This is a genomic window from Peribacillus sp. QJM3NY_7 (genome assembly GCF_056173225.1).
The window spans coordinates 1,565,053-1,590,907 of sequence record NZ_CM149663.1; the positions used below are offsets into that span (position 1 = coordinate 1,565,053).

The window sequence follows — 25,855 nt, forward strand, 5'->3', positions numbered from 1 at the left end:
AACGACTGGGGGAGTTAGCGGTGAAGGAGTATTTAGCGAAGTTAGCAGAGCGTCAAACATTGACGGAAGAAGAGATGAGCAGAGCAGCCCAATCGTTATTTTCTAAAGATATCTCCGAAAGCGAGATGGCAGCATTCATCATTGCCTTAAAAGCCAAAGGGGAAACGGCAGGTGAAATAGCAAGCCTTGTCAGAGTCATGAGAAAAGAAGCAAGAAGTGTACAAACAAGCTCCCTTAATGTAATGGATAATTGCGGAACGGGAGGAGATGGGTCACAAAGCTTCAATATAAGCACAGCATCGGCCTTCGTGCTTGCTGGGGCCGGTGTCAAGGTTGCTAAACATGGAAATCGCAGCATTTCAAGCAAAACGGGAAGTGCGGATGTATTGGAAGCATTAGGCGTTAATTTGTACTTGGAGCCTGACATGTTAAAGGAACTGTTGGAAGAAAATGGGATCACATTCTTATTTGCCCCATCTGTTCACCCTAATATTGCAAGGATAATGAAAGTGAGAAAAGAACTGAAAATCCCGACGATATTTAATCTTATCGGTCCTCTGACAAATCCAGTCCAGCTCGACACGCAATTAATGGGAATCAATCGACGCGATATGCTTGAGCTTTTTGCGGAAGTCCTGCATAAATTGGGCAGAAAACGCGCAGTCGTGATAAATGGTGCCGGGTTCATGGATGAAGCGAGCCTACAGGGTGAAAACTCACTCGTCCTTTTGGAGCAAGGAGATATTATTCCATTTACGCTGCATCCTGAAGAAGTGGATCTTCCGGTTTACGGAAATGATGCCATCCGTGGTGGTGACGCCAAACAAAATGCCGATATCATGCTTAGGCTTCTCAAAGGGGAAAAAGGTGCATATCGTGATACCGTTTTATTGAATGCCGGATTGGGATTATACGCACATGGTACGGCAGCAACGATCAAAAAAGGAATCTCCATGGCCAAAGAAAGCATTGATAGCGGATCGGCTCTTGCAAAGTTAGAAAATCTGATTGCTTATGGCAATAGAAATAAGGTGGTCATGTAATGGAAAATATCTTAACGAAAATCATCGAACAGAAAAAGGTGGAAGTCGCAAAATTAAAAGAAAGGGCCTTAGATGATTCGGTCATGATCAACATAGTCAGACCATCTTTGGTGGAAAATTTGAAAACGGCTAAATCGATGGCGGTCATCGCGGAAATAAAACGGGCTTCCCCTTCAAAGGGGGACATTAAAATCAATGTAAATCCGATCGAGCAGGCCCTTTCATATGAAAGTGGCGGAGCTGCAGCGATATCCGTATTGACGGATGAGGTTTTCTTTAAAGGATCCATTGCAGATTTGAGAAACGTAAGCGAGGCTATACAAATTCCCAGGTTGTGCAAAGATTTCATCATCGATGAAATCCAAATTGATCGGGCCCATCGAGCAGGTGCGACTATCATTCTATTGATTGTGGCAGCACTTTCTAAAGAACGCCTTCATGAATTATATCAATATGCAAAAAAGAAAGGGCTTGAAGTATTGACGGAAGTCCATGATGAAGCCGAACTGGAACGTGCTCTAGAGCTGAATGCAGAGCTCATAGGGATTAACAATCGGAATTTAAAGACCTTCAAAGTGGATTTGGCTGTAACGGAACGACTGGCGAAGTTGCTTGATCCCAAACGCCATATCATTATCAGTGAAAGTGGGATCAAAACAAAAGAAGATGTGATGCGTGTAAAGGATGCTGGTGCAAAAGCGGTTTTGGTCGGGGAGACACTCATGACTGCATCAAATCTTCCGCACAAGATGGCCGAACTGCAAATGAGTATATAAGGAGATTAATATGTTAGTGAAAATCTGTGGGATAAAGACTTTGGCAGCTGCTCAGACTGCTGTTAGTTCCGGGGCAGACTTCATTGGTTTCATTTTTGCCGAGAGCAGCAGGAAGGTTGAGCCGGAGATAGTAGGAGATTTCGGAGCGAATCTAGCTGGCCATGTTAAAAAGGTCGGAGTGTTTGCCAATCAAACTGAACAAGAAGTGATAAAAAGTGCTAAAATTGCGGGATTGGATTATATTCAGCTTCATGGTAACGAGTCTGCCAGCTTTGCCCGCAGAATGCCCCTGCCGGTGATCAAGGCCTTTGCCATTCATACAGAGAAAGACTTTGAAAACCTGCATGAATACCCAGCGGATTATCTATTGGTCGATCTTCCTAAGAGCGCATCCGGCAAGGGATTGACTTTGGATTGGGATATGATTCGAAAAGCTGATCTGCCACTGGAGAAGGTAATTCTAGCTGGTGGGCTGACTCCGGAAAATGTCGGAAAAGCGATTAATGCCGTTTCACCATTCGCAGTTGACGTAGCAAGTGGTGTTGAAACAAACGGATTAAAAGATGCTGTAAAAATGAAAGCATTTATCAATGAGGCAAAAAATACAGCCGGAAAAGAGGAATGAATAGATGAATACTTATACACAGCCTGATAAAACTGGACATTTTGGAGCATATGGAGGCCGCTTCGTTCCAGAAACTTTAATGGCGGCGATTACGGAGCTTGAAGAAGTATATGAACAATCTAAAAATGATCCAGAATTCCAAAGGCAGCTAAGTTATTACCTGAAACAATATATCGGTCGGGAAACCCCTCTATATTTTGCGGAGAACTTAACGAGACTGGCTGGCGGTGCAGACATTTATCTGAAGCGCGAAGACTTGAATCATACTGGAGCCCACAAAATAAATAATACGATCGGCCAGGCTTTGCTGACTCAGAAAATGGGCAAGAAAAAAGTGATTGCCGAAACGGGTGCAGGACAGCACGGGGTTGCAACGGCGACTGTGTGTGCTTTGCTGAAGTTGGAATGCATCATCTTTATGGGGGAAGAAGATATCAGGAGACAGAAATTGAATGTATTCAGGATGGAGCTTTTGGGAGCCAAGGTCATATCTGTATCACAAGGAAGCGGGACACTGAAGGATGCAGTAAATGAAGCGTTACGATATTGGGTGGCTAATGTGGATGATACCCATTATATAATGGGATCAGTTCTTGGTCCGCACCCATTCCCCGTTATTGTCCGTGATTTTCAAAGCGTGATAGGGAATGAAACAAAACGTCAATATTCTGAGGCGGTTCATTCCCTGCCGGATGCAATAGTTGCATGCATAGGCGGAGGAAGTAATGCAATGGGGATGTTTTATCCCTTCATTGAGGACGAAACGGTAAAGTTATACGGAGTGGAAGCGGCAGGGCATGGGCTTAATACACCGTTGCATGCTTCAAGTTTGACGAAAGGGAAACCTGGGGTGCTCCACGGGGCATTCATGTATGTTTTGCAGAACGAGGACGGTCAGATCCAGGAGGCACATTCTATTTCGGCAGGGCTGGATTATCCAGGGGTAGGGCCTGAACATAGTTACTTAAAAGATACGAATCGGGTGGAATATACTTCAGTAACCGATGATGAAGCCTTGGAAGCCCTAGCGATGCTTTCAAGGGAGGAGGGGATCATCCCCGCTTTAGAAAGTTCACATGCCATTTCCTATGGTTTAAAGCTTGCTAAAGAAATGGAGAAAGGAACAGGACTGGTGATTTGCCTGTCCGGCCGTGGTGATAAGGATGTTGAAACGGTCCAATCATTGATGGGGGGTAGTGAACATGAATAAATTAACAAATGCGCTTGAAGAATGCCAAACAAAGCAGGAAAAAGCATTCATACCATATATCATGGCAGGTGATGGAGGTCTTGATCGATTAAAGAGCCAGCTTCTTTTCCTTGAAAACAGCGGGGCGACTGCCGTTGAACTAGGAATACCTTTCTCTGACCCTGTCGCTGATGGACCCGTTATCCAACAAGCTGGAATCCGTTCTTTGAAAAATGGAACAACTTTAAAAGATGTCCTGAAAAAAGTAATGGAAATCAAAAATGATGTAAAAATCCCCATTATTTTAATGGGATATACGAATTCAATCCTGGCTTATGGACTTAAAGAGTTTACGACTGACTGTCTTCAAGCAGGAATTTCCGGGTGCATCATCCCCGATTTACCGATTGAAGAAGAAGCCATCTTTTCATCAATCAAAACTGCAGGGATCGTTCTTATCCGACTCGTGACACTCACGTCTCCGCAAGAGCGCATCACTGAGATAACCGCAGGGGCGGAGGGCTTCATCTACGCAGTTACAGTCAAAGGCATCACAGGTGCCCGCGACGCCTTCGGAGAAGAACTTGGAGGCTATTTAAAGAAAGTAAAAGAGATAAGTCCGGTTCCCGTTCTTGCCGGGTTCGGCATATCGACTCCAGAACATATCCGTGATGCCATACAATACTGCGATGGAGTCATTGTCGGCAGCAAGATCATCGAATGCTTCGAGACAGGCAAGGAAGACCGAATTGGAGACTTGATTCAAGCAAGCAAAGGTTTAGTGCAAAAATAGGGATGGAGAGACTCCCAGGCTGCCATTAGTTTATAGGCAAAAGGAGTTCTAATTTAAACATAGTTGATTGGGGCGGGTGTACGAGACTCTGGCGGAAAAGCGAGTCCTGGAGGCAACGGTCAAATTTTTAAAAACCTAAAAAAACTGTAGACAAACCCAATGATTATCGAGTTTGCCTACAGTCTGAGGAGAGCTCTTTGGCTCTCCTTTTATATTATCCAGTTATTGTTGGATCCGAATAGGAATCAATGTGTTTAATTTAATTGATATAAGGGTAAAAGATGTTCAAACGCATCTTGAATGGTTTCAATGAAATCATCATCTTTTAACTTAATAGCGTCATCACGGGAAATTTTTATACCGCATAGGATTTCGGCTTTCTTTACCGTTTGCAAACGGGTGAACATTGAATTCAAATCATCTACTCCAAGACCATCATGAGGGATGACATCAGGTTTTGTATGGTCCATTGACCAAACATAATGGGAGGGAATGCTATTCACCAATCGATCTGCCTGCTGCTCCAGATGCTTTCCGATTTCCATTTTATTAGGGGCTTCGTAAATGACGGCATACCAGATGAACATATGCGTTTCCCATAACCCGATTTGGAAATGCGACATCATTTTATAACCTCTGCTATTGGCAGCAAAAGCAACCCATGTATCATTAGGGGGATTCACTGTCCGTCTAGCATGCTTTGCAACATGAGGGTGCATTTCATCGCCGGTCATAACTGAGAGCTTTTGAGAAAAGTGCTCTCCTAGGGCTTGCAATTTAGGCTGGATCCGTTCTTTTAAAGCATCCATGCGCGGTTCCAATCCATCAATTTTAAAAACATCAAAATCATCTGCTGTAAAACTTGCTATATTCATTTTCATCTCTCCTACCGTAATATCTGCACATATTGTAGCATAAGTAAAAGTAAAATTTAAAAAATACGATTCGGGTTGGCAATGTAAAATTCCTTATAGGTTATAACACAAATTAGTTGCTATTTGAGGTAGGAAGTCATATGATAATATAAATTCAGAAAATTACGTTAATTAACGAAGGGAGAATGTTAATTATGAAACAAGTCATGAACCAAGCATTAAAAGCTAAAGAAGTTGAAAGACATAGAGCTGCAGTGTTAAGAATGGAAATGGACTATGAATTAGCAACCCTTTTTGAAGCAATCGGTGAAGAGAATGACCAAAAGAGGTCACAATGCAAGCAAAGACTAGAACGAATCCGCTTGGAATTGTTGAAACTGAAAGCCTTGTAAATGATTGGCTGCAGAGACCTTGAAGGAGAATGAATTAAGGAAATGAATCAATTTCAATACAAGGAATTTTATTATAGATAACGGACACTTTATTTTATTAAAAAATAATGTGTCCGTTTTTCATTAAATGTCCAATATATATAATGTGGAATTTCATTTGGTCTCGAGTCCTTTTAATAAGGAAGGGGAACGTCAAGTAAGGAGAATATTCTTGCTGGCTAAATCATGATTACGATTAATGGATGGGCAGTCAAGGAAACTTCTTTCCTCATCAGTTAAAAAAATGGAAAATTTAAGATGTTAAAAGCTTGAAGGCAAGCTATATTTGCTTTAATCTTTAAAAGAGGATCATTTTAATGTAGTTTCTGATCATAAAGGACGGGGATATTATAATGGCATCGGTCAAGGAAATGGATACATATGCGAAGTTATGGATGAAAGAAGCCGGTAATAGGCTAAGGGCGTCCTTCAAAACCAAGTTGAATATTGAAATGAAAACGAATCCGAATGATTTGGTAACTAATATGGATAAGGGGATAGAAAAGTTTTTTTGCGAAAAAATCGGCGAAGTTTTTCCAGAACACCGCATTTTTGGTGAAGAGGGAATGGGCAATGATATTAAAGACCTAAAAGGTACGGTGTGGATCATCGATCCAATTGATGGAACTTTGAATTTCATTCATCAACAGAGGAATTTTGCGATTTCTCTTGGGGTTTATGTGGATGGCATCGGAAAGATTGGCATGGTTTATGATGTCTTTAGTGATGAATTATATCATGCGATTAAGGAACAAGGAGCATTTCTGAATGATCAAAGGCTCCCATCTCTTGAAGAGGCATCGGTAAGCAAAGCGATCATTTCCATTAATGCAAGCTGGGTAACGGAAAACCGGAGGATCGACCCGAGTCTTTTGGCACCGCTAGTCCGGGATGCAAGAGGAACACGTTCTTATGGCTCGGCAGCGTTGGAGCTGGCATTCGTGGCCGCTGGGAGGATTGATGCATACATAACCATGAGACTCATGCCTTGGGACTTTGCCGGGGGAGTTTTACTGGTCGAGGAAGTGGGCGGGGAAGTTAGTAATATGAAAGGTGACAAATTGGATTTTTTAAAAGGCGACTCACTTTTCGTATCAAAACCAGGGCTGCACAAAGAAGTATTTGACAAATACTTATCAGGAAAATCCAGCCGTTAGTATCAAGGACTGATAGCGGCCATGATAAAATTCTCGGATAGAAATAATTAACAAAAAAACTCGCTGACTGCCAGCGAGTTTTTTATATTATAACTTCCCGGCTTCACGTAATTTCTTCTTCTGGGTGAAACCGAACCCCATGATTCCGCAAAGAATAACGATTGCAGCCAATATTCCAATCAAGCTTTTTTCAGCAATGAAGATGCCAATGGAGCCAATGCTTGATGTTGCCAATACCGCTAATATTAAGAAATTCCATTTAATGTTCATGAATATCACCCCTAATATATCTATTGTACATAATTTCTGTATTTGTTTCTAGTATGTTTGTGATATAATATGTAAGTTAATACTAGTGATACGTTTTACACAAACTTTTTTAGGAGTGAATTTTTTGAAATTAAGAGAAAATATTCGTAATATAGCCATCATTGCTCACGTTGACCATGGTAAAACGACGTTAGTGGATCAGTTGCTAAAGCAATCTGGTACTTTCCGTGAAAATGAACATGTGGAAGAACGTGCGATGGATTCTAATGCGATTGAAAAAGAACGCGGAATTACGATTCTTGCGAAAAATACAGCAGTTCAATACCAAGATACAAGAATCAATATTTTGGATACACCTGGTCATGCCGACTTTGGTGGTGAAGTGGAACGGATCATGAAAATGGTCGATGGCGTTCTTCTTGTTGTTGATGCATATGAAGGCTGTATGCCGCAAACTCGCTTCGTGTTGAAAAAAGCATTGGAACAAAAGATCACGCCAATCGTTGTCGTGAACAAAATCGATAAAGATTCTGCACGTCCAAATGAAGTGGTCGATGAAGTAATTGACTTATTCATCGAACTAGGAGCTGAAGAAGAACAATTAGACTTCCCAGTTGTCTTCACTTCAGGTATCGCTGGTACTGCGAGCTTGGATTCAGATCCTGCTAAACAAGAAGAAGACATGACCCCACTTTTCGAAACAATCGTCGAAACGATCCCAGCACCAATTGATAACTCAGATGAACCGCTTCAATTCCAAGTGGCTTTACTTGACTATAATGATTATGTAGGACGTATCGGGGTTGGCCGTGTATTCCGCGGTAAAATGCATGTAGGTCAACAAGTTTCATTAATGAAACTTGATGGAAAGGTTAAACAATTCCGTGTAACGAAAATCTTTGGTTATATTGGCTTGAAGAAAGTTGAAATCCAAGAAGCCGTTGCCGGTGATTTAATAGCCGTTTCTGGTATGGAAGATATTAACGTAGGGGAAACGGTTTGTCCGACCGAACACCCTGACGCTCTACCTATCCTGCGTATTGACGAGCCGACATTACAAATGACTTTCCTTGTAAACAACAGCCCATTCGCAGGCCGTGAAGGTAAATTCGTTACAGCTCGTAAAATTGAAGAGCGTTTGAAAAACCAATTGCAGACTGATGTCAGCTTAAGAGTTGAAAATACTGATTCTCCGGATGTCTGGATTGTTTCAGGTCGTGGGGAGCTTCATCTTTCCATCCTGATCGAAAACATGAGACGTGAAGGTTATGAACTGCAAGTTTCTAAACCGGAAGTTATCGTTCGTTTGATTGATGGTGTCCGTTGTGAACCGGTTGAACGTGTACAAATCGACGTACCTGAGGAGCACACTGGTTCGATCATGGAATCAATGGGAGCCCGTAAAGGTGAATTATTGGATATGATCAACAGCGGAAGCGGTCAAGTTCGTTTACTGTTCACGATCCCAGCTCGCGGACTTATTGGCTATTCAACTGAGTTCTTAACGATTACACGCGGATATGGTATCATGAACCATTCATTTGACAGCTATCAACCAATGGCACAAGGTCAAGTCGGCGGAAGACGCCAAGGTGTACTTGTATCCATGGAATCAGGAAAAACTACACAATACGGTATTATGCAAGTAGAAGACCGCGGTGTTATTTTCGTTGAGCCAGGTACGGATATTTATGAAGGCATGATCGTCGGGGAACATAACCGTGATAGCGATTTGACTGTTAATATCGTTAAAGCGAAACAAATGACCAATATGCGTTCAGCAAATAAAGACCAAACTTCTTCCATGAAAAAACCAAGAATCATGTCCCTTGAAGAAGCTCTGGAATATTTGAACGATGACGAGTACTGTGAAGTAACTCCGGATTCAATCCGCCTTCGTAAAAAAATTCTAGATAAAAACGAGCGTGAAAGAGCAGCTAAAAGAAAAAAAGTTGCTATTGAAGAAAAATAAATAGCAAGAGGAGGAGAAAAGATTGGATATCCAAGAGCGATTATCATTTTTTGCAGCATTGTACAGAGTGGATGAAAATCCTGAAGCAGGAATGTGGTATTTATATTTGACGGTCTTTGGATTATGCATCCTTGTCTATCAGTTAGGTTTTGCCAAAAAGTTACCATTGCTAAAAAATGTGGTCATTTATGTGGTAATGGCACTTGGATGTACCCTTCTTTCTTTCTTTGCGGTGTTTCTCCCTATGGGGGAGGCATTAGTCATCGCTTCGCTTGTTCTGGGGATTTATAGGATCCGTCTTCATAATTCGAGAAAAGAAGAACAGGCTTAAGATGATGAAATCATTACAGGATGCTTTATACAATTGGTTGACGATCAAAGTTGTCTGTGATGCAAGGCCTGATGATTCAGCTGCACGCGATACAGAAATGTTTTTCATGCAGATGCTGAAAGACGATCATCAGGTGATAATCGATTCGGTTACAAAAACAGAACCTTTTTATTTCGTCGAGTACCTTTTGGGAGACGAAATGAAAAAGCAGCGTTATCCGATTGAATTGATTGATATCATGTTAGACCAAATTCAGTTAGAGCCAGAAAAATATAAAAATATCGAGTAATGATAAAAAGAACCGTGCGATTTACGCACGGTTCTTTTTATATTGCTTTAGGGAGGGAAAGTCCATAAAAAAGATGTAAGATTGTCCACAAAAAGAAAGCTGTCAAATCAGAAGGAAGGACAACTTCTGTTTTTGACAGCGCAGATAATGGGAAGTAAAGCATGATGGCTGGAATGATCGTGATAAAAGCAAGTGCGTATTTGTTCCATTTCCTGAAAACTTTCAAAGGATGTAGAAAATAAACGTAACTATACGTAATTGCCAGTGAGAAAAGGAGGTGGAAAAAGAATAATGATTCCTCACTCCAGGAAACCGCTCCCATTAGGGGGAGGAAATCCACATTCAATAAAAGCATATACACTTGTTTACCGGATAGCATTTCGACCCACTTCATTATCCATCCAAGCAGAAGTCCATTGATCAGGCCAATCAGAGTAACTTTATGAAATGCTCTACCACTCATCTTCATTTTTGATCGTTCGATAAAGACGGAAGTTACCGGTAGCAATCCGCTCGTTCGTACGCTCTTCTATGCGTTGGTTGCATGTATTGCACATATAGGTATGTATAGGACGGTTTCGAAGTTTCTTCGCTTCTGGGCTATCGTCAGGTATAGATTCAATTTGATCGCATATTACACATTTAACCTTCATATTAGTTGAACCTCACTTCAATTTGAATATGCTTTTAAGTATACCAATATTTTTATGGTAAAACGAGGATAAAGTGAAACTAACAGTTGAAGTTGATTGTTGGGTATGAAAAAGACCCGAAGATTCATTTCGGGTCGGGTGAATTCATTCTTTAAAGTGATTGGATTGATCATTTTGCTCTTTATCGAGTTCTTTTCTTTCCGTATCATCATCAAGTTTATTTTTTTCCTTTTCGATGTTCTTAGATGGCGTTGGGGTTAAAATATCACCAGGAACCTCCGGGATTACTCGGCTTGTGATGTCAGCGAGTTCATTTAGGATCCCGGTTACCGGTTTGCCGTTTTTAATATCTTTGGCTACCTCCCTGATCCGCTCATTTAAATCCGGGTCAGCGACGATGATGGCACTAGCACCGTCAGGATCATGTTTTAAAGTTTCTCCGACTGAGTACTTTATCGTTCCAACCTGTGAACGCTCAATATCTTGGTCGATATCTATTCCGACGATGGCGTATTTGCCAAGTACGACTGCGGTGGCATCGTTCACCTCTGGAATGGACTTAGCCAAACCGGTGAGTCTTTCCGCAGTTTGCTGACCTGTATTCCTGTCTGCTTCCTTAATGGTCGTATTATTGACTTTCGTTATATTGTTTTGCGCATTATTTTCAGACACTTCATTTTTATTATCCGTTGCGCAACCTGACATCAAAAGAACAGCAGCGAGCGACAATATGATTTTTTGCAATGTACAACCTCCTTAAATGTTCTTTGGTTCCAGCCTGTCCGCCACCGACCAAGTCTGTTGTCATTATTACATGCAGTGAAACATGGTGTAATCAATGTTGGGGATGGCATTCTTTGCTGGAAGTTTTCTTTATAGTCTGTAAATGTTCTTCTATCTTTATGCAAAGGAACATATATTTTATCAACAGTCTCGTCCGCTACATAACTGCTGAGTGTAGTAAATGGTAAGACATATCCTATAGAGCAGGCAGGAGGCGTCATATTGGGGAAAAAAATCTATGTTTTAGATACGAATGTCCTGTTGCAGGATCCGTATTCGATTTATTCATTCGAAGATAATGAAGTTGTCATTCCAGCAGTCGTATTAGAAGAATTGGATTCAAAAAAAAGGTATATGGATGAAATCGGAAGGAATGCCAGGCAAGTATCGAAATTGATCGATAGTTTTCGTGAAAAAGGAAAGCTGCATCAGAGCATTCCGCTTCATAATGGAGGCAGCATAAGGATTGAACTCAACCACCGTTCATTTCACAAACTTCAGGAAATTTTTGTTGAGAAAACGAATGATAACAGGATATTGGCAGTCGCGAAAAATTTATCTTTGGAAGAAGAGACGAGGGAAGATGGAAAAACGGTCATTCTGGTTAGCAAAGATACTCTCGTCAGGGTTAAAGCTGACGCCATCGGTCTAGAGGCAGAGGATTTTTTAAATGATCGCGTTGTAGAACTGGATCATATATACGCCGGGCACAAAGAAGTGTATGTATCGATTGATAACCTGAATAAGTTTTATGAAAAAAGTTTTCTTTCACTGGAAGAACTGACAAAAGATGCATATTACCCAAATCAATTCCTGTTGATGAAGGACACGCTGGGCAGTTCAGCTTCGGCGATTGGGATAGTGGATGAGAACTGCAGGCTAGTCAAGAAACTGATGTATGAAGGGGAGCATATTTGGGGAATTAAACCGAGAAATGTCCAGCAGACCATGGCCCTTGATTTGTTGCTTCGTTCGGATATCCAGCTTGTGACGCTCATTGGTAAGGCGGGGACAGGCAAGACTTTATTGGCATTGGCAACAGGATTGATGCAAACTGAAGATCTGTCACAATATAAGAAACTTTTGGTTGCCAGGCCCATTGTTCCGGTCGGTAAAGATATTGGTTATCTGCCTGGGGAAAAAGAAGAAAAATTAAGACCATGGATGCAGCCTATTTTTGATAATCTCCAATTTCTGTTCAATACGAAAAAACCTGGGGAATTGGATGCGATTTTAGCAGGAATGAGTTCGATCGAAGTTGAAGCCCTCACCTATATCAGGGGAAGGAGTATACCGGATCAGTTCATCATCATCGATGAAGCGCAGAACTTAACGAAACATGAGGTCAAGACAATCTTGACGAGGGTCGGGGAACGGAGCAAAATTGTCTTGATGGGGGACCCGGAGCAAATAGATCATCCTTATTTAGATGAATATAATAATGGTTTGACCTATGTTGTGGAAAAATTCAAGACCGAGCGTATAGCCGGCCATGTTAAATTGATAAAAGGGGAAAGATCGGGATTGGCACAACTGGCAGCTACACTTTTATAATGCAATCGGCAAGGGGTTTCCCTTGCCGATTGCCAAAGTTTTTGGCAAGGATGAACGAAGTCTTATTTAACGGTGAAAGACCGTACATTTTTTATCGGATCATTGATGTTGGAAGCGTCTCCGAAATAAATTTCCAGGGGGCCGCCTTCGGATATTTTAAGCGGCTTTCCATCCTTGGAAAAGCCCAGGAAAAATTCAAGTGCCGTTGCCAACGGGAATGTAAGTTCCTCATCATCGGTTGTAACGATGACTTCGGTCACCCCATTTTCAGGTTCGGCATTTTTTAAAAACGGTTCAAAAGGGATGCCGAAAGTCCCTTCCAGCAATCTTTGCTTCTCGAACTTTCGTTCCGTTTTTATTGTGGGTGGCATTATTGCGCCTTCCTGTATTTCTTTTTGCCAATGTTTGGAGGCGGCAATCGTATATTCTTCTAATTCATTGACTTGGACTCTTTCAGCGTGGAAATATGTATCGATTTCAACTTTACGGTCATCAAAAATCCATACTCCAGGATCTAGCGTAATTGGATATTTCACTTTTCCATTTATAAATACGATGGGTTCCAAATATCTCATTCCTTTCTGTTGCTCTTTAATGATTATAATCAATTATAATAGAAATGTCACATCTTCAAGATGGTGAACAAATTCCATGGCTGGGTATATCCATTTGAGAGGTGATCGTGATATCTCAATGGCAAATTGTTCGTCAATGTCCTTGCTTTTTCACAAAACTAAAGGTAGAATTTAGAGATAAGATTTAATCGCTCTGAGCGGGGGGATTTAACATGGCATCTGATATGCTTGTCAATCATCGAGAAAAAGCTTATGCTTTATTAAAAGCAGATGCTGACAAGATTCTAAAACTGATTAAAGTTCAAATGGAAAATCTCACTATGCCTCAATGTCCTTTATATGAAGAGGTACTTGATACGCAAATGTTCGGCCTATCACGAGAAATTGATTTTGCCGTACGCTTAGGTTTGGTAGAGGAGACCGAGGGTAAATCCCTTTTGGAAACCCTTGAACAGGAATTGTCAGTTTTGCATGAAGCATCGTTAAAAAAATAATAGATAAAACATACTAACTCAAACAAATCTCGATGATTGTTTGAGTTTTTTATTTATATACACAATTAATGAATAATGTTATACTATATTCAATAGTGACATACTAATTAGTTCGCGAAGATCAATTTGAGTTATCTTATTCTTTTGAATTCTTTCTGAGTTCAATGGTCATCTTCCGATTTTAAAATATTCCCTGTGGGATTTTCCGGTCATATGGCTTTGATCAATAATGGATCGATAGTAGGGGAGTCAGATCTAATTCCCTGTTTTTTTATACGAATATATGTAATTTTTTATTTTTTTATTGTATTCAGTTAATTTTAGTATTATTGTTATATTAATTGAATGTTAAATCAAATTGATAATATATTATTATAGCTAAATTTTAATTTGTTAATGATATATGGCTCTTTTTTTGTCTTTATCGGATGTGAAAAACGAAAATATAAAATATATCGAAATAATTACATCAACGATAAAATGAGCCTAAACAGATTGGACTCCTTATTTGGGAAATCAATTCATGAATAAAAAGTGGTGGAAATCTTTCACGCTTTTTTTCTATATATTCAATAAAAATACATATTGATTAGGGTGGTAGCAATGGGGAAACGTATAGAAAAAGTACTTGCGGCAAATCGCGGGGAAATAGCGATAAGGATTTTTCGGGCTTGTACGGAATTAGACATTCACACAGTTGCAATCTATTCAAAGGAAGATTATGGTTCTTATCACAGATATAAAGCGGATGAGGCATATTTGGTCGGGGAAGGCAAAAAGCCGATTGATGCATACCTGGATATTGAAGGCATAATTGCGATTGCCAAAATGAGTGGCGTCGATGCGATTCATCCCGGTTATGGTTTCCTTTCAGAAAATATTGAATTTGCGAAACGTTGTGAGGAAGAGGGCATAATCTTCATCGGACCAGAATCAAGACACCTAGATATGTTTGGTGACAAAGTAAAAGCCAGAACACAAGCTGAACTGGCGGATATTCCGGTTATCCCTGGTAGCGAAGGACCGGTGACCAGTGTTGAAGAAGTCAAGGAATTTGGTGAACGATACGGTTTTCCAATTATTATAAAAGCCTCATTAGGCGGCGGCGGACGCGGAATGCGAATTGTCGGAAAAATCGAAGAAGTTGAAGAGGCTTATGATCGCGCAAAATCAGAAGCTAAAGCAGCTTTTGGTAATGATGAAGTCTATGTAGAGAGATTCATACAAAATCCGAAGCATATCGAAGTTCAGATTTTGGCTGATACTCATGGGAATATCGTCCATTTATATGAGCGTGACTGTTCCGTTCAGAGACGGCATCAAAAAGTTGTGGAAGTGGCACCTTCCGTTTCCCTTTCCGAAGATTTAAGGGAAAGGATTTGTGAAGCAGCCGTCAAGTTGGCTAAAAATATTGATTATGTAAACGCTGGTACGGTCGAGTTCCTTGTCGCAAATGGCGAGTTTTACTTTATTGAAGTCAATCCACGGGTACAGGTTGAGCATACGATCACTGAAATGATTACGGGCATTGATATCGTCCAATCTCAAATCATGGTGGCTGAAGGGCATGAGCTCCATGGCAAGAAGATCGGGATTCCCGAACAAGCAGGAATTAAAACTCATGGATATGCGATTCAATCAAGGGTGACGACCGAGGATCCATTGAATAATTTCATGCCTGATACCGGGAAAATGATGGTGTACCGTTCCGGTGGGGGATTCGGTGTCCGTCTGGACGCAGGGAATGGGTTCCAAGGTGCGGTCATCACACCATATTATGATTCCCTTCTCGTTAAACTTTCTACTCATGCGCTTTCATTTGAGCAGGCAGCTTCCAAAATGGTTCGTAACCTTAAGGAGTTCAGGATTCGTGGTATTAAAACAAATATCCCCTTCCTTGAAAATGTTGTAAAACATGAAAAATTCATAAATGGGGAATATGATACATCATTCATTGATTCAACACCGGAATTATTTAGCTTCCCAATTAGAAAAGACCGTGGGACAAAAATGCTTTCATATATCGGAAATGTGACCGTGAATGGATTCCCGGGAGTCGAGAAAAAGAAAAAACCTGTTTTTGATCCAGCACCGATTCCGAATGTTGGTGGCCTGCCGCTTATCTCGGGTACAAAAAATATACTTGAAGAGCAAGGAGCAGAGGGACTGGTCAATTGGATCAAAGACCAGAAAGAGGTATTGATCACCGATACGACTTTCCGTGATGCACATCAATCTTTACTGGCGACAAGAATCAGGTCGAAAGATATCCTTGATATCGCAGAACCTACAGCAAAACTGCTTCCTGATTTATTTTCAATGGAAATGTGGGGCGGGGCAACTTTCGATGTCGCCTATCGTTTCTTGAAAGAAGATCCGTGGGACAGGCTGTTAAGTTTCAGGAAAAAAGCACCGAATGTCCTATTACAAATGCTTTTAAGGGCTTCAAATGCAGTTGGTTATAAAAATTATCCTGATAATGTCATTCGTGAATTCGTCGAGAAATCAGCGGATGCAGGCGTTGATGTTTTCCGTATCTTCGATAGTTTAAACTGGGTTAAAGGGATGGAATTGGCTATTGATGCAGTCCGTCAATCCGGCAAAATTGCAGAAGCTGCCATTTGTTATACAGGGGACTTGAATGATCCAACACGCAGCAAGTATAATATCGACTACTATAAAAATATGGCGGTGGAATTGGAACAAGCCGGTGCCCATATTTTAGCGATCAAAGATATGGCCGGGCTCTTGAAGCCTGATGCTGCTTACCGCCTTGTCTCGGAACTGAAAGAATCGACATCCCTTCCGATTCATTTGCATACTCATGATACGAGCGGAAATGGGATTTACATGTATTCTAAAGCGATTGAAGCCGGTGTGGATATCGTTGATACGGCGATTGGTTCTTTAGCTGGACTGACTTCTCAGCCAAGTGTACAAACACTTCATTATGCATTGGAGGGTTCAAGCAGACAGCCTAAGTTGGAAGTCGATTCACTAGAGCGTATAGGAGAATACTGGGGTGAGGTCAGGAAATTCTATCATGACTTCGAAAGCGGAATGAATGCACCTCATACCGAGGTTTACAAACACGAAATGCCGGGCGGTCAATATAGTAATCTGCAGCAGCAAGCCAAAGCAGTTGGGCTGGGAGACCGCTGGCATGAAGTGAAAGAGATGTATCAGCGTGTCAATGTAATGTTCGGTGATATCGTTAAAGTGACTCCGTCATCCAAAGTTGTTGGGGACATGGCTTTATTCATGGTACAAAATAACCTGTCTGAAGAGGATGTTCTGACAAAAGGTAAATCCATCGATTTCCCTGATTCAGTCATAGAGTTATTCGAAGGCTATCTAGGTCAGCCAGTTGGGGGATTCCCTAAAGAGCTTCAGGAAGTTATCCTGAAAGGGAAGAAACCTATAACAGTAAGACCGGGTGAGTTATTGGAAGAAGTGGACTTTGCAGCACTTAAAGAAGAATTATTCAAGGAATTGGGACGGGCAGTCACTGATTTCGATGTGCTTGCATATGCCCTATATCCAAAAGTATTCCTGGAATACAATAAAACGATTGAGCTGTTTGGAGATGTTTCCAACCTCGATACCGCGACTTTCTTATATGGTATGAGGCTAGGGGAAGAAATCGAAGTTGAAATCGAAAAGGGTAAAACGCTTATCGTAAAATTGGTTTCAATCGGCCAGCCATTGGCTGATGGAACACGGGTTGTGTATTTTGAGTTGAATGGTCAATCACGTGAAGTGATCATCAAGGATGAAAACATTAAATCTTCCGTTGTATCAAAAGTAAAAGCTGATCCAAAAAATAAAGAACAAATCGGTGCGACAATGCCAGGTACGGTAATTCGTGTAGTGGTCGAGAAAGGAGATCAGGTCAAGCAGGGTGATCACCTGATCATTACGGAAGCGATGAAAATGGAAACCACCGTGCAAGCACCATTCTCCGGGACCATCAAAGATATTTATGTAAAAGATGGAGAAGCGATCAGTACTGGAGACTTATTGATTGAAATAACTAAGTAATATCGCTGGCTGTGACCTTCTGAATGATTTAGGGTATATGGGTATGCTTGAGGTTTCAAGCTGCCCTACACCCCTCTTTCAAGGCAATCCACGGTATCTTAAGACAAAACAAGAACCACCATTCCCCAGGGAATGGTGGTTCTTGTTTTGTCCTATTATATTATTGATTGAACAATCAGAAATTAACGGGCGGGTACTGTTGGTGTTATGTCCTTTTCATCCTGTCCTTTGACTGTGTGCGTGGAGTTTCTTTTTTGCTTGGCCAGTGCATTTTTTTTGCTTCTTGATGTCAATAGCATCAAATAGCTCATTACACCAAAAAAGCAGGCAATGAATAATGCGTGTGTCAATGCGATATATAAGTTTTGCCTTGAGAAAATGATGAAGGCTCCAGCGGTAACCTGTAAAAATACGAGAATGAATGCAGCCATCCAACCGCCATATAACACTTTTTGATTTTTGTAATGTTTTTTTGCGATATAAGCCACATACGATACCCAAATGAAAATGGCGCCTGCGATTGCACGGTGTCCCATCTGAATCCATTCATAAAGGTTAGAGGGGAGTGCAAGGCTGTCATTTACACATAAAGGCCAATCCTTACAGATAAGACTTGATTCTGTATGCCTTACAAGAGCACCTGTATATACGACTACGAGACAAAAAATCAATACGCCAATGATATGGAATTTCATTCGTTTGTCAACTATAAGTTTTTCGGCTTCGAACTTCTTGTCTACTTCAAAAATCAACAATGTCAGTAAAAAGACGGCAGCAAAGGAAATGAGCGATATGCCGAAATGAAGGGCAAGGACAAAATCGGATTGTGACCAAATGACGGCAGCGGCCCCGATTAACCCTTGTAGTAACAGAAAACCAAAAGAAAGGACGGATAAGAAACGTGCTTCACGGATATGGCCGATTTTTTTCCAAGACATATACGATAAAATTAAAACCAAGAATCCTCCAGCACCTGAAACGAGACGATGGGAAAGTTCAATGACCAATTCAATCGTGATTTTGTCCGGGATCAATTGGCCATTGCACAATGGCCAGGACCTGCCGCATCCCATGCCGGAATCCGTCTTCGTGACTAAAGCGCCGCCAAGTAAGATGAAAAGCATTACAATCGTTGTTAAAACAGCAAACCATTTAAGAGACGATTTCACTAGTAGTCCCACCTTTTTCTCTGTAGAAAATTAGGATTGTTCCATAAAATTAATAATAGCATAAGATTTTTCATAATATTTGTCGAACTTCCTCGATATTACACAAAATAGAATGATTTTACAAGTTCAGTTAATATTATAACTATTAATTAAAATGCCTGAAATAGTTGAAAGTTACAAAAGACTTTGATAGAAATAAAGGGAGTGTAAACCTACAAGTAGGAGCAAAATAGGGAATAAGCCTAGGGGATGATGATAAAAGCATACTATTCATGTTCTTGATGAACATCTTACAAGAGCAGTAAATTATTGAGACACAAATTGGTCAAAAATATCCGAAAAATTTTCACAAAAGCTTCCAAAAATGTGTTTTAATATATTGAAGAAATGATTTTACTAAATTTTACTGTTATTAAGCATGATATTAAGAATGATAGCTCTCCATGGATTCCATTGACGACAGTCATTGGTAAATAATTTACTTTTTGTTTACGCTTCCTTGGTTACAAATATCAAAAAGTATGAAATAATGTTCTATAGCATATGTAAGTATTTTTTTGCATTTGCGTCTGTGCTGAATGATTTAAAGGAGGAAAACAAATGTCAGAAACAAGGGGTTTGTCAGAAGCTGTCATGGAGGACAGTAAAGCCGCCCTTCAATCGGATATACCTGAAACAACAGCTTGGAAGGATTTTCTCGCACTTATAAAAGTGGGGATCGTCAATTCAAATATAATTACAGCTTTTACCGGCGTGTGGTTAGCTCTTCATTTTTCGGGGCTTAGCTTCTTAAGCAATCTAGATGTAGTGTTTTATACACTTGCAGGTTCGGCGCTCATAATGGCGGGATCTTGCAGTTTCAATAATTATTATGACCGTGATATCGATCATTTAATGGAAAGAACGAAAAACCGTCCAACGGTAACCGGGAAAGTACAGCCTTCAAAGGTATTGGCGTTAAGTTTCGGCTTAATTGCTGCAGGGCTGATTTTACTTGCATTGACTAATATGACAACTGCCATACTTGGAGCATTCGGCGTCTTTGCCTATGTTGTTTTATATACTATGGTTTTCAAACGTAGATTTGTCTCGAATACGATAATAGGCAGTATATCCGGAGCGGTGCCTCCGCTTATCGGGTGGGCTGCGGTCGACCCGGGCCTTGATAAGATCGCCTGGGTCCTGTTCGCGATCATGTTCTTGTGGCAGCCTCCTCATTTTTATGCACTTGCAATGAGGCGTGTCGAGGAATATCGTGCAGCTGGAGTACCTATGCTTCCGGTCGTAAAAGGGTTCAAGGCTGCAAAAAGATCGATTATGCTGTGGATCATCTGTTTAATGTTCATTCCTTTCTTTTTAACTCCATTAGGAACACCGCTAGTTATTCTTGCTGCATTATTGAGCACAGGTTGGCTTATTTTGGGGATTAAGGGGTATAAAAAGAAAGACGATGTTAAATGGGCAACATCCATGTTTGTATATTCTCTAAATTATATGACCATTTTATTTGTAGCGATGGTTATTGTCACACTGATCTAGTTTTGGTTTAAATAAATGGCGGCCTGTTCTTTTACAGGCCTCCAGTTTACTGATAAATAAAGCACTGACCGCCATTCATACATATTAACGGAACCAACAGGGGCATACATAAGAGCGGTTACATGAATCTACTTAATAATTCCTTAGATTAGGGATTCTTTCTTTTTAGAAATTGACATAGGGAGAATATTCGCAATTGCGCCCATTTTTATTTTTGTGAGAAAATTTTGACGAAAGAGGGGTTTCTGAAGCTATGAAAAAAAGGCTGCACAAATGGCGCCTAATTGCTCTGCTGGGAATTGTAGGACTTGTCCTTTCGGGCTGCGGCGAACCATTTCTATCCGCACTGAAGCCAGCTGGCGATGTTGCGCAATCTCAGTATGACTTACTGATATTGAGTACACTAATCATGGTACTGGTTATTATTGTTGTGATTATTTTGTTTGTTGTAGTTATACTACGCTTCCGTCGGAAGGAAGGCGACGAAACAATACCGAAACAAATTGAAGGAAGTCATAAACTCGAAATTATCTGGACTGTTATTCCTATCCTTCTTTTAATTGTTCTGGCTGTTCCAACCGTCGTCACGACTTTTGACTTAGCCGACACAAAGGCAATGGATAAGAAAGATAAGGATGGAAAGACGAAGGATGCACTTGTCGTGAATGTTAGGGCAAACCTTTATTGGTGGGAGTTTGAATATCCAGACCTTGGCGTCGTAACAAGTCAGGATTTGGTTGTGCCGACAGATCGAAAAGTGTACTTCAATCTAACTGCTTCAGATGTTAAGCACTCATTCTGGGTACCGTCTGTCGGAGGAAAGATGGATACAAATACAGAAGGGGTCAATCAGTTTTTCTTAGAATTCGATGGTGAAAAGGCAGAAGATTCGAACAACGTATTCTACGGAAAATGTGCTGAGCTTTGCGGTCCTTCACATGCTTTGATGGATTTTAAGGTCATAACGAAGTCTAAAAGTGATTTTGAAGCATGGACTAAAGATATGAAAGCCTCGAAGGAACCTGTAGTTGAAGGCGATCTGGCCAAACAGGGTGAAGATGTCTTTAATCAAAGTTGTATAGGCTGCCATGCGGTGACGCCGAATGACAGCAGGCCTGAAGCTGCTCGTCAGGCTCCGAATCTGGCTACATTCGGTGAGCGTGAAAAAGTTGCTGGCGTATTGGATCATACGGAAGAGAATGTGAAGAAATGGATCAAGGATCCTGAGAAGTATAAACCGGGCAACACGATGACCGGTACTTACGGTGAACTTTCGGATTCAGATATTAATGCACTGGCAGCTTATCTATTAGAGCTTAAGGTGGAAGACAAATAGAACATTGATTAAGGAGGTTAAATCGTGAGTACCTACGCTAATAAAAAAGGATTTGGCGCTACGCTTTGGGATTATCTGACGACGGTAGACCATAAGAAAATCGCCATTCTATATCTTATCTCTGGCGGGTTATTCTTTGTAATCGGCGGTTTGGAAGCGATGTTTATCCGTATCCAGCTTGCAATCCCAAATAATGACTTCGTTAGTGCCGGATTTTATAATGAAATTTTGACCATGCACGGTACGACAATGATATTCCTGGCGGCAATGCCATTGGTATTTGCTGTTATGAATGCAGTTGTGCCATTACAGATAGGGGCACGTGATGTTGCGTTCCCATTTTTGAACTCATTAGGTTTTTGGCTGTTTTTCTTTGGGGGAGTCTTTTTAAATCTTTCCTGGTTTTTAGGGGGGGCTCCCGATGCAGGCTGGACATCGTATGCATCACTATCCCTTCACTCCGAAGGCCATGGCATTGATTTTTACGTCCTTGGACTACAAATATCAGGTTTTGGAACACTAATGGCAGGAATCAATTTCCTAGTAACCATCATTAATATGCGTGCGCCAGGTATGACATATATGCGTATGCCGCTGTTTACCTGGTCAACTTTCGTTGTTTCTGCATTGATATTATTCGCTTTTCCTCCACTTACCGTTGGATTGGTGTTAATGATGTTCGATCGGATGTTTGGTGCAAATTTCTTTGATGTAGCGGCAGGGGGAAATACGATCATTTGGGAGCATTTATTCTGGATATTCGGTCACCCGGAAGTATATATCCTGATTCTTCCAGCGTTCGGTATTTTTTCTGAAATTTTCGCTACCTTCTCCAGAAAAAGATTGTTTGGTTATTCATCGATGGTATTTGCAACCGTTTTAATCGGTTTCTTAGGTTTCATGGTTTGGGCGCACCATATGTTTACCACTGGACTAGGTCCGATCGCAAATGCAATCTTTGCCGTGGCGACCATGGCTATCGCTGTACCGACAGGTATTAAGATATTCAACTGGATTTTTACGATGTGGGGAGGAAGCGTCAAGTTCACGGTTCCGATGCTTTATGCAGTTGCCTTTATTCCTACATTTACAATGGGCGGCGTGACTGGTATCATGCTCGCATCTGCACCTGCTGATTATCAATACCATGATAGTTATTTCGTTGTTGCCCATTTCCACTATGTAATCGTCGGTGGGGTTGTATTAGGTTTATTGGCAGGGATCAATTTCTATTGGCCGAAGATGTTTGGAACAATGTTAAGTGAAAAATTGGGGCAAATCACATTTTGGACGTTCTTGATTGGTTTCCATTTAACATTCTTCATTCAACATTTCTTAGGTTTGATGGGGATGCCTCGTCGAGTATTTACATTCTTGGACGATCAAGGCTTTAATACAGGTAATATGATTAGTACTGTGGGAGCCTTTTTGATGGCATTTGGTGTCTTGGTTATGGTCATCAATATCATCATTACATCTGTGAAGAATGAAAAGGTCGGCAATGATCCTTGGGGAGATGGCCGTACGCTAGAATGGGCCATTCCATCACCACCGCCTTTTTATAATTTTAAACAACTGCCGTTAGTCCGCGGATTAGATCCTTACTGGGTTGAAAAAATGGAAGGGAAAAAGGAAATGACTCCTGCAGAACCACTTGGGGATATCCATATGCCAAATTCATCTATTCTTCCATTAACGATTGCTTCAGGTTTATTTATCGGTGCATTCGGTGCTTTATACCATATGGATGATAAGACATGGACCCTGCCTATAATGATAGTAGGACTTTTGGTGACGTTTGGTTCAATGTTTATCCGTTCAGTTAAAGACGATCATGGATACCATATTCATAAAGCAGACCTTATGGACGATAAAGACAAGGGAGGTAAGGCATAATGCAAACAGATGAAAGATTCACGGATGCCACTTGGCCTGCTTCTCCCGAGAAAGCGACTTTAGAAGGTAAAAATAAGTATTTAGGTTTCTGGTTGTTTCTTGGTGGAGAGACTGTATTATTCGCCTCACTATTTGCAACTTACCTAGCATTGAAGGATAAAGTTCCAAATGGTGATGCAGCCTTAGCTAAAGATTTATTCGAATTACCACTTACTTTTGTAGCAACCATGCTGTTACTGACCAGTTCATTGACCAGTGTGTATGCAATGTACCATATGAAAAATAACCACTTTAAACAAATGCAAGCTTGGCTTGTGATTACGGTTGCACTTGGTTTTGGTTTTCTTGGACTCGAGATTTATGAATTTAATCACTATGTTCATGAATTCCATCATACCTTTACGAGCAGTGCCTTCGGCTCCGCGTTTTATACGTTAGTTGGTTTTCATGGAGGACACGTTGCTTTCGGTTTGGTTTGGATAATATCTCTTATGGTTCGTAATGCAGGAAGGGGCTTGAATTTGTATAACGCTCCTAAATTTTTTGTTGCGAGTCTATATTGGCATTTCATTGACGTAGTCTGGGTATTTATCTTTACTGTCGTATACTTAATGGGAATGGTGGGATAACTGATGGCGAATGAACAATCAAATTCAGCGAACCCGAATGTCGATTTAAAATATCGCCGTAAGAAAAATGCTGAAGAGATGAAACACCAAGTAATATCATTTACACTAATGATTTTCTTTACATTACTTGCTTTTGCTGCAGTAGGAATTGAGGGTTTTTCACATTGGTTCATTAAACCGGTCATTTTGCTGCTGGCAGTTGTACAAGTGATTTTCCAATTGTATTATTTCATGCACATGAAGCATAAAGGGCATGGCACCATTGCATTGTTCTTATTTTCCGGGCTTGCAGTGGGCTTGATAACGGTCCTTGTGTTCCTAACGATTGTTTGGATATAAACCATAAAGAAAATCGGCTATTGAATGATAGCCGGTTTTTCTTTATGTGGTGATTCTCATCCAAGTTTATCTATATTTGTTACAATGTTTCATTTTAGGTATAATGGATAGTAAGAAAAAGTTCATGAACGAGGTGATTTTTTTGTCTATTGATATTTTTGGATTTCGCGCTTTGTGGAGTCCTTATTATTTTGCCGCCCTCGTACTTATTACCGTTGGCTATTTTTGGCTGGTGACAAAGAAAAGGGGGAAGTTTCCGGGCAGCTCACCGCTTTCCGTCAAACAGGCAACTTATTTTTTGATAGCCATGTTCCTTCTTTATGTGGTAAAAGGATCGCCGCTGGATTTATTGAGCCATATCATGTTCAGTGCCCACATGTTTCAAATGGCACTGCTTTATCTCGTGATTCCGCCATTATTTATCATTGCGATTCCAGATTGGCTTATGAGAACACTCATAAATTCAAGGGGAGTGAAGCCGTTATTTCAGTTTTTCACGAGACCTCTTATCGCCCTTTTATTATTTAACGTTCTTTTCTCGTTGTACCATATCCCGTTAGTATTCGACTTTATCAAAACGGGGATGTGGATTCATGCCGGATACACGGTCCTTTTATTTACGACCGCTGTTTTGATGTGGTTCCCGCTTGTCAATCAACTGCCCGAACGTGAAAGTCTATCAGGTGTGAAAAAAGTAGCTTATATATTCGGCAGTGGCATTCTAATGACCCCTGCCTGTGCTTTAATCATATTTGCTAATGATCCGATGTATGATACATTCACCAATGCGGAATCTTGGGCCAGTGCCATGGAACTTTGCGTTCCGGCTTCCGCACTATCCGGTTTAACGCTCAGTGGTCCGGAAATGTTCAATGGACTGCCATTGCTTGAGGATCAACAGCTTGGCGGGGTTCTGATGAAAGTGATTCAAGAAATCGTATTAGGCTATGTATTGGGTGTCATTTTCTTTGCTTGGTTCAAAAAGGAGAATGGCGGACAAAATGATATCGATCCTATACCTTCGGATTTTCAGACTGCAGAATAATTGTACGATAAAAGACTTGTCTTGGGGCGGACAAGTCTTTTATCTGACTTT

At 40.8% G+C, this 25,855-nt stretch carries 26 protein-coding genes; 19 read left to right on the forward strand and 7 right to left on the reverse strand.

The genetic code is table 11. From position 1 onward, the window contains the following. Positions 1–20 precede the first annotated feature (20 nt). From trpD to trpA, 5 genes are read left to right on the forward strand one after another with little or no spacing between them, the layout of a single operon-like run. Entirely contained in the window at positions 21–1,043 is a 1,023-nt protein-coding gene (gene trpD / locus AC0VX1_RS07605; RefSeq protein WP_048687068.1) for an anthranilate phosphoribosyltransferase, read from the forward strand. Then, on the forward strand, positions 1,043–1,819 hold the full coding sequence (gene trpC, locus AC0VX1_RS07610; RefSeq protein WP_034314029.1) for an indole-3-glycerol phosphate synthase TrpC: 777 nt from the start codon (positions 1,043–1,045) through the stop codon (positions 1,817–1,819). The genes trpD and trpC overlap by 1 nt, the downstream gene beginning before the upstream one ends. 10 nt (positions 1,820–1,829) lie before the next feature. Continuing rightward, the gene (locus AC0VX1_RS07615; RefSeq protein WP_413023389.1) at positions 1,830–2,444 is read left to right on the forward strand and encodes a phosphoribosylanthranilate isomerase; all 615 of its coding nucleotides are present in this window, start codon (positions 1,830–1,832) and stop codon (positions 2,442–2,444) included. Positions 2,445–2,448: 4 nt separating this feature from the next. After that, positions 2,449–3,654, forward strand: a complete 1,206-nt coding sequence (gene trpB, locus AC0VX1_RS07620) for a tryptophan synthase subunit beta (protein WP_063576935.1) — start codon at positions 2,449–2,451, stop codon at positions 3,652–3,654. Beyond that, positions 3,647–4,426: a tryptophan synthase subunit alpha gene (gene trpA / locus AC0VX1_RS07625; RefSeq protein WP_475470629.1), complete on the forward strand. Its 780-nt coding sequence runs from the start codon at positions 3,647–3,649 to the stop codon at positions 4,424–4,426. The genes trpB and trpA overlap by 8 nt, the downstream gene beginning before the upstream one ends. Positions 4,427–4,680: 254 nt before the next feature. On the opposite strand, the gene AC0VX1_RS07630 is transcribed toward trpA, so the two are convergent. After that, the gene (locus AC0VX1_RS07630) at positions 4,681–5,301 is read right to left on the reverse strand and encodes a YktB family protein (RefSeq protein WP_475470631.1); all 621 of its coding nucleotides are present in this window, start codon (positions 5,299–5,301) and stop codon (positions 4,681–4,683) included. Positions 5,302–5,495: 194 nt separating this feature from the next. On the opposite strand from AC0VX1_RS07630, the gene AC0VX1_RS07635 reads away from it, so the two are divergent. Then, positions 5,496–5,693, forward strand: a complete 198-nt coding sequence (locus tag AC0VX1_RS07635; protein ID WP_034314018.1) for a hypothetical protein — start codon at positions 5,496–5,498, stop codon at positions 5,691–5,693. Positions 5,694–6,085: 392 nt separating this feature from the next. Then, positions 6,086–6,889 carry an inositol monophosphatase family protein gene (locus AC0VX1_RS07640; protein ID WP_475470632.1) on the forward strand — a complete coding sequence of 268 codons (804 nt, stop codon included), beginning with the start codon at positions 6,086–6,088 and terminating at the stop codon, positions 6,887–6,889. Between the two features lie 87 nt (positions 6,890–6,976). Here AC0VX1_RS07640 and AC0VX1_RS07645 read toward each other — a convergent pair whose 3' ends face one another. Further along, complete coding sequence (locus AC0VX1_RS07645; protein WP_034314013.1) at positions 6,977–7,159, reverse strand: YlaF family protein; 183 nt, start codon at positions 7,157–7,159, stop codon at positions 6,977–6,979. Positions 7,160–7,283: 124 nt separating this feature from the next. Between AC0VX1_RS07645 and typA the strand changes: the two genes are divergently transcribed. Genes typA through AC0VX1_RS07660 form a run of 3 tightly spaced genes read left to right on the forward strand, consistent with a single transcriptional unit; the run spans position 7,284 to position 9,751 of the window. Continuing rightward, positions 7,284–9,131, forward strand: coding sequence for a translational GTPase TypA (gene typA, locus AC0VX1_RS07650; RefSeq protein WP_106027281.1), 1,848 nt, complete (start codon positions 7,284–7,286; stop codon positions 9,129–9,131). A gap of 22 nt (positions 9,132–9,153) precedes the next feature. After that, the gene (locus AC0VX1_RS07655) at positions 9,154–9,462 is read left to right on the forward strand and encodes a YlaH-like family protein (RefSeq protein WP_034314008.1); all 309 of its coding nucleotides are present in this window, start codon (positions 9,154–9,156) and stop codon (positions 9,460–9,462) included. A gap of 4 nt (positions 9,463–9,466) precedes the next feature. Continuing rightward, positions 9,467–9,751 (forward strand): hypothetical protein, encoded by a 285-nt coding sequence (locus AC0VX1_RS07660; RefSeq protein ID WP_034315418.1) that lies wholly within the window; start codon positions 9,467–9,469, stop codon positions 9,749–9,751. Positions 9,752–9,788: 37 nt separating this feature from the next. Here AC0VX1_RS07660 and AC0VX1_RS07665 read toward each other — a convergent pair whose 3' ends face one another. The 3 genes from AC0VX1_RS07665 to AC0VX1_RS07675 all read right to left on the reverse strand — a co-directional run bounded on the left by AC0VX1_RS07665 (position 9,789) and on the right by AC0VX1_RS07675 (position 11,148). After that, positions 9,789–10,145 (reverse strand): hypothetical protein, encoded by a 357-nt coding sequence (locus AC0VX1_RS07665; RefSeq protein ID WP_475470634.1) that lies wholly within the window; start codon positions 10,143–10,145, stop codon positions 9,789–9,791. 58 nt (positions 10,146–10,203) lie between these two features. Further along, positions 10,204–10,404 carry a YlaI family protein gene (locus tag AC0VX1_RS07670; protein ID WP_072272690.1) on the reverse strand — a complete coding sequence of 67 codons (201 nt, stop codon included), beginning with the start codon at positions 10,402–10,404 and terminating at the stop codon, positions 10,204–10,206. A gap of 144 nt (positions 10,405–10,548) precedes the next feature. Beyond that, positions 10,549–11,148, reverse strand: a complete 600-nt coding sequence (locus AC0VX1_RS07675; protein WP_413008695.1) for a YhcN/YlaJ family sporulation lipoprotein — start codon at positions 11,146–11,148, stop codon at positions 10,549–10,551. A gap of 261 nt (positions 11,149–11,409) precedes the next feature. Between AC0VX1_RS07675 and AC0VX1_RS07680 the strand changes: the two genes are divergently transcribed. After that, entirely contained in the window at positions 11,410–12,741 is a 1,332-nt protein-coding gene (locus AC0VX1_RS07680) for a PhoH family protein (RefSeq protein ID WP_413008696.1), read from the forward strand. A 62-nt stretch (positions 12,742–12,803) separates the two neighbouring features. Here the strand turns inward: AC0VX1_RS07680 and AC0VX1_RS07685 are convergent, their stop codons facing one another. Next, the gene (locus tag AC0VX1_RS07685) at positions 12,804–13,307 is read right to left on the reverse strand and encodes a hypothetical protein (RefSeq protein ID WP_034313999.1); all 504 of its coding nucleotides are present in this window, start codon (positions 13,305–13,307) and stop codon (positions 12,804–12,806) included. 221 nt (positions 13,308–13,528) lie between these two features. On the opposite strand from AC0VX1_RS07685, the gene AC0VX1_RS07690 reads away from it, so the two are divergent. Together AC0VX1_RS07690 and pyc are read left to right on the forward strand one after the other, a co-directional pair. Next, the gene (locus tag AC0VX1_RS07690; protein WP_034313996.1) at positions 13,529–13,810 is read left to right on the forward strand and encodes an Fpa/YlaN family protein; all 282 of its coding nucleotides are present in this window, start codon (positions 13,529–13,531) and stop codon (positions 13,808–13,810) included. A 603-nt stretch (positions 13,811–14,413) separates the two neighbouring features. Next, a complete protein-coding gene (gene pyc / locus AC0VX1_RS07695; protein ID WP_475470637.1) occupies positions 14,414–17,851 on the forward strand; it encodes a pyruvate carboxylase in 3,438 nt (1,145 codons plus the stop codon). Between the two features lie 182 nt (positions 17,852–18,033). Here pyc and AC0VX1_RS07700 read toward each other — a convergent pair whose 3' ends face one another. Next, a complete protein-coding gene (locus tag AC0VX1_RS07700) occupies positions 18,034–19,020 on the reverse strand; it encodes a COX15/CtaA family protein (RefSeq protein ID WP_034313992.1) in 987 nt (328 codons plus the stop codon). A gap of 600 nt (positions 19,021–19,620) precedes the next feature. On the opposite strand from AC0VX1_RS07700, the gene cyoE reads away from it, so the two are divergent. The 6 genes from cyoE to ctaG all read left to right on the forward strand — a co-directional run bounded on the left by cyoE (position 19,621) and on the right by ctaG (position 25,804). Next, positions 19,621–20,559, forward strand: a complete 939-nt coding sequence (gene cyoE, locus AC0VX1_RS07705; RefSeq protein WP_034313989.1) for a heme o synthase — start codon at positions 19,621–19,623, stop codon at positions 20,557–20,559. A 253-nt stretch (positions 20,560–20,812) separates the two neighbouring features. After that, a complete protein-coding gene (gene coxB / locus AC0VX1_RS07710) occupies positions 20,813–21,895 on the forward strand; it encodes a cytochrome c oxidase subunit II (RefSeq protein WP_034313987.1) in 1,083 nt (360 codons plus the stop codon). 24 nt (positions 21,896–21,919) lie between these two features. Continuing rightward, on the forward strand, positions 21,920–23,791 hold the full coding sequence (gene ctaD, locus AC0VX1_RS07715; RefSeq protein ID WP_413024588.1) for a cytochrome c oxidase subunit I: 1,872 nt from the start codon (positions 21,920–21,922) through the stop codon (positions 23,789–23,791). After that, complete coding sequence (locus AC0VX1_RS07720) at positions 23,791–24,420, forward strand: cytochrome (ubi)quinol oxidase subunit III (protein WP_034313980.1); 630 nt, start codon at positions 23,791–23,793, stop codon at positions 24,418–24,420. Before ctaD ends, AC0VX1_RS07720 begins: the two co-directional genes overlap by 1 nt. Before the next feature lie 3 nt (positions 24,421–24,423). Next, entirely contained in the window at positions 24,424–24,759 is a 336-nt protein-coding gene (gene ctaF, locus AC0VX1_RS07725) for a cytochrome c oxidase subunit IVB (protein ID WP_034313978.1), read from the forward strand. Positions 24,760–24,901: 142 nt separating this feature from the next. After that, positions 24,902–25,804 carry a cytochrome c oxidase assembly factor CtaG gene (ctaG, locus tag AC0VX1_RS07730; protein ID WP_057278460.1) on the forward strand — a complete coding sequence of 301 codons (903 nt, stop codon included), beginning with the start codon at positions 24,902–24,904 and terminating at the stop codon, positions 25,802–25,804. The last annotated feature ends 51 nt before the right edge of the window (positions 25,805–25,855 follow it).

What these genes read in the sequence shown, in the direction of transcription:
- trpC (WP_034314029.1), top strand. Translation starts at nt 1,043, where the DNA reads ATGGAAAATATCTTAACGAAAATCATCGAACAGAAAAAGGTGGAAGTC.
- AC0VX1_RS07615 (WP_413023389.1), top strand. Translation starts at nt 1,830, where the DNA reads ATGTTAGTGAAAATCTGTGGGATAAAGACTTTGGCAGCTGCTCAGACT.
- trpB (WP_063576935.1), top strand. Translation starts at nt 2,449, where the DNA reads ATGAATACTTATACACAGCCTGATAAAACTGGACATTTTGGAGCATAT.
- trpA (WP_475470629.1), top strand. Translation starts at nt 3,647, where the DNA reads ATGAATAAATTAACAAATGCGCTTGAAGAATGCCAAACAAAGCAGGAA.
- AC0VX1_RS07630 (WP_475470631.1), bottom strand. Translation starts at nt 5,301, where the DNA reads ATGAATATAGCAAGTTTTACAGCAGATGATTTTGATGTTTTTAAAATT.
- AC0VX1_RS07635 (WP_034314018.1), top strand. Translation starts at nt 5,496, where the DNA reads ATGAAACAAGTCATGAACCAAGCATTAAAAGCTAAAGAAGTTGAAAGA.
- AC0VX1_RS07640 (WP_475470632.1), top strand. Translation starts at nt 6,086, where the DNA reads ATGGCATCGGTCAAGGAAATGGATACATATGCGAAGTTATGGATGAAA.
- AC0VX1_RS07645 (WP_034314013.1), bottom strand. Translation starts at nt 7,159, where the DNA reads ATGAACATTAAATGGAATTTCTTAATATTAGCGGTATTGGCAACATCA.
- AC0VX1_RS07660 (WP_034315418.1), top strand. Translation starts at nt 9,467, where the DNA reads ATGAAATCATTACAGGATGCTTTATACAATTGGTTGACGATCAAAGTT.
- AC0VX1_RS07665 (WP_475470634.1), bottom strand. Translation starts at nt 10,145, where the DNA reads ATGAAGTGGGTCGAAATGCTATCCGGTAAACAAGTGTATATGCTTTTA.
- AC0VX1_RS07670 (WP_072272690.1), bottom strand. Translation starts at nt 10,404, where the DNA reads ATGAAGGTTAAATGTGTAATATGCGATCAAATTGAATCTATACCTGAC.
- AC0VX1_RS07690 (WP_034313996.1), top strand. Translation starts at nt 13,529, where the DNA reads ATGGCATCTGATATGCTTGTCAATCATCGAGAAAAAGCTTATGCTTTA.
- pyc (WP_475470637.1), top strand. Translation starts at nt 14,414, where the DNA reads ATGGGGAAACGTATAGAAAAAGTACTTGCGGCAAATCGCGGGGAAATA.
- cyoE (WP_034313989.1), top strand. Translation starts at nt 19,621, where the DNA reads ATGTCAGAAACAAGGGGTTTGTCAGAAGCTGTCATGGAGGACAGTAAA.
- coxB (WP_034313987.1), top strand. Translation starts at nt 20,813, where the DNA reads ATGAAAAAAAGGCTGCACAAATGGCGCCTAATTGCTCTGCTGGGAATT.
- AC0VX1_RS07720 (WP_034313980.1), top strand. Translation starts at nt 23,791, where the DNA reads ATGCAAACAGATGAAAGATTCACGGATGCCACTTGGCCTGCTTCTCCC.
- ctaF (WP_034313978.1), top strand. Translation starts at nt 24,424, where the DNA reads ATGGCGAATGAACAATCAAATTCAGCGAACCCGAATGTCGATTTAAAA.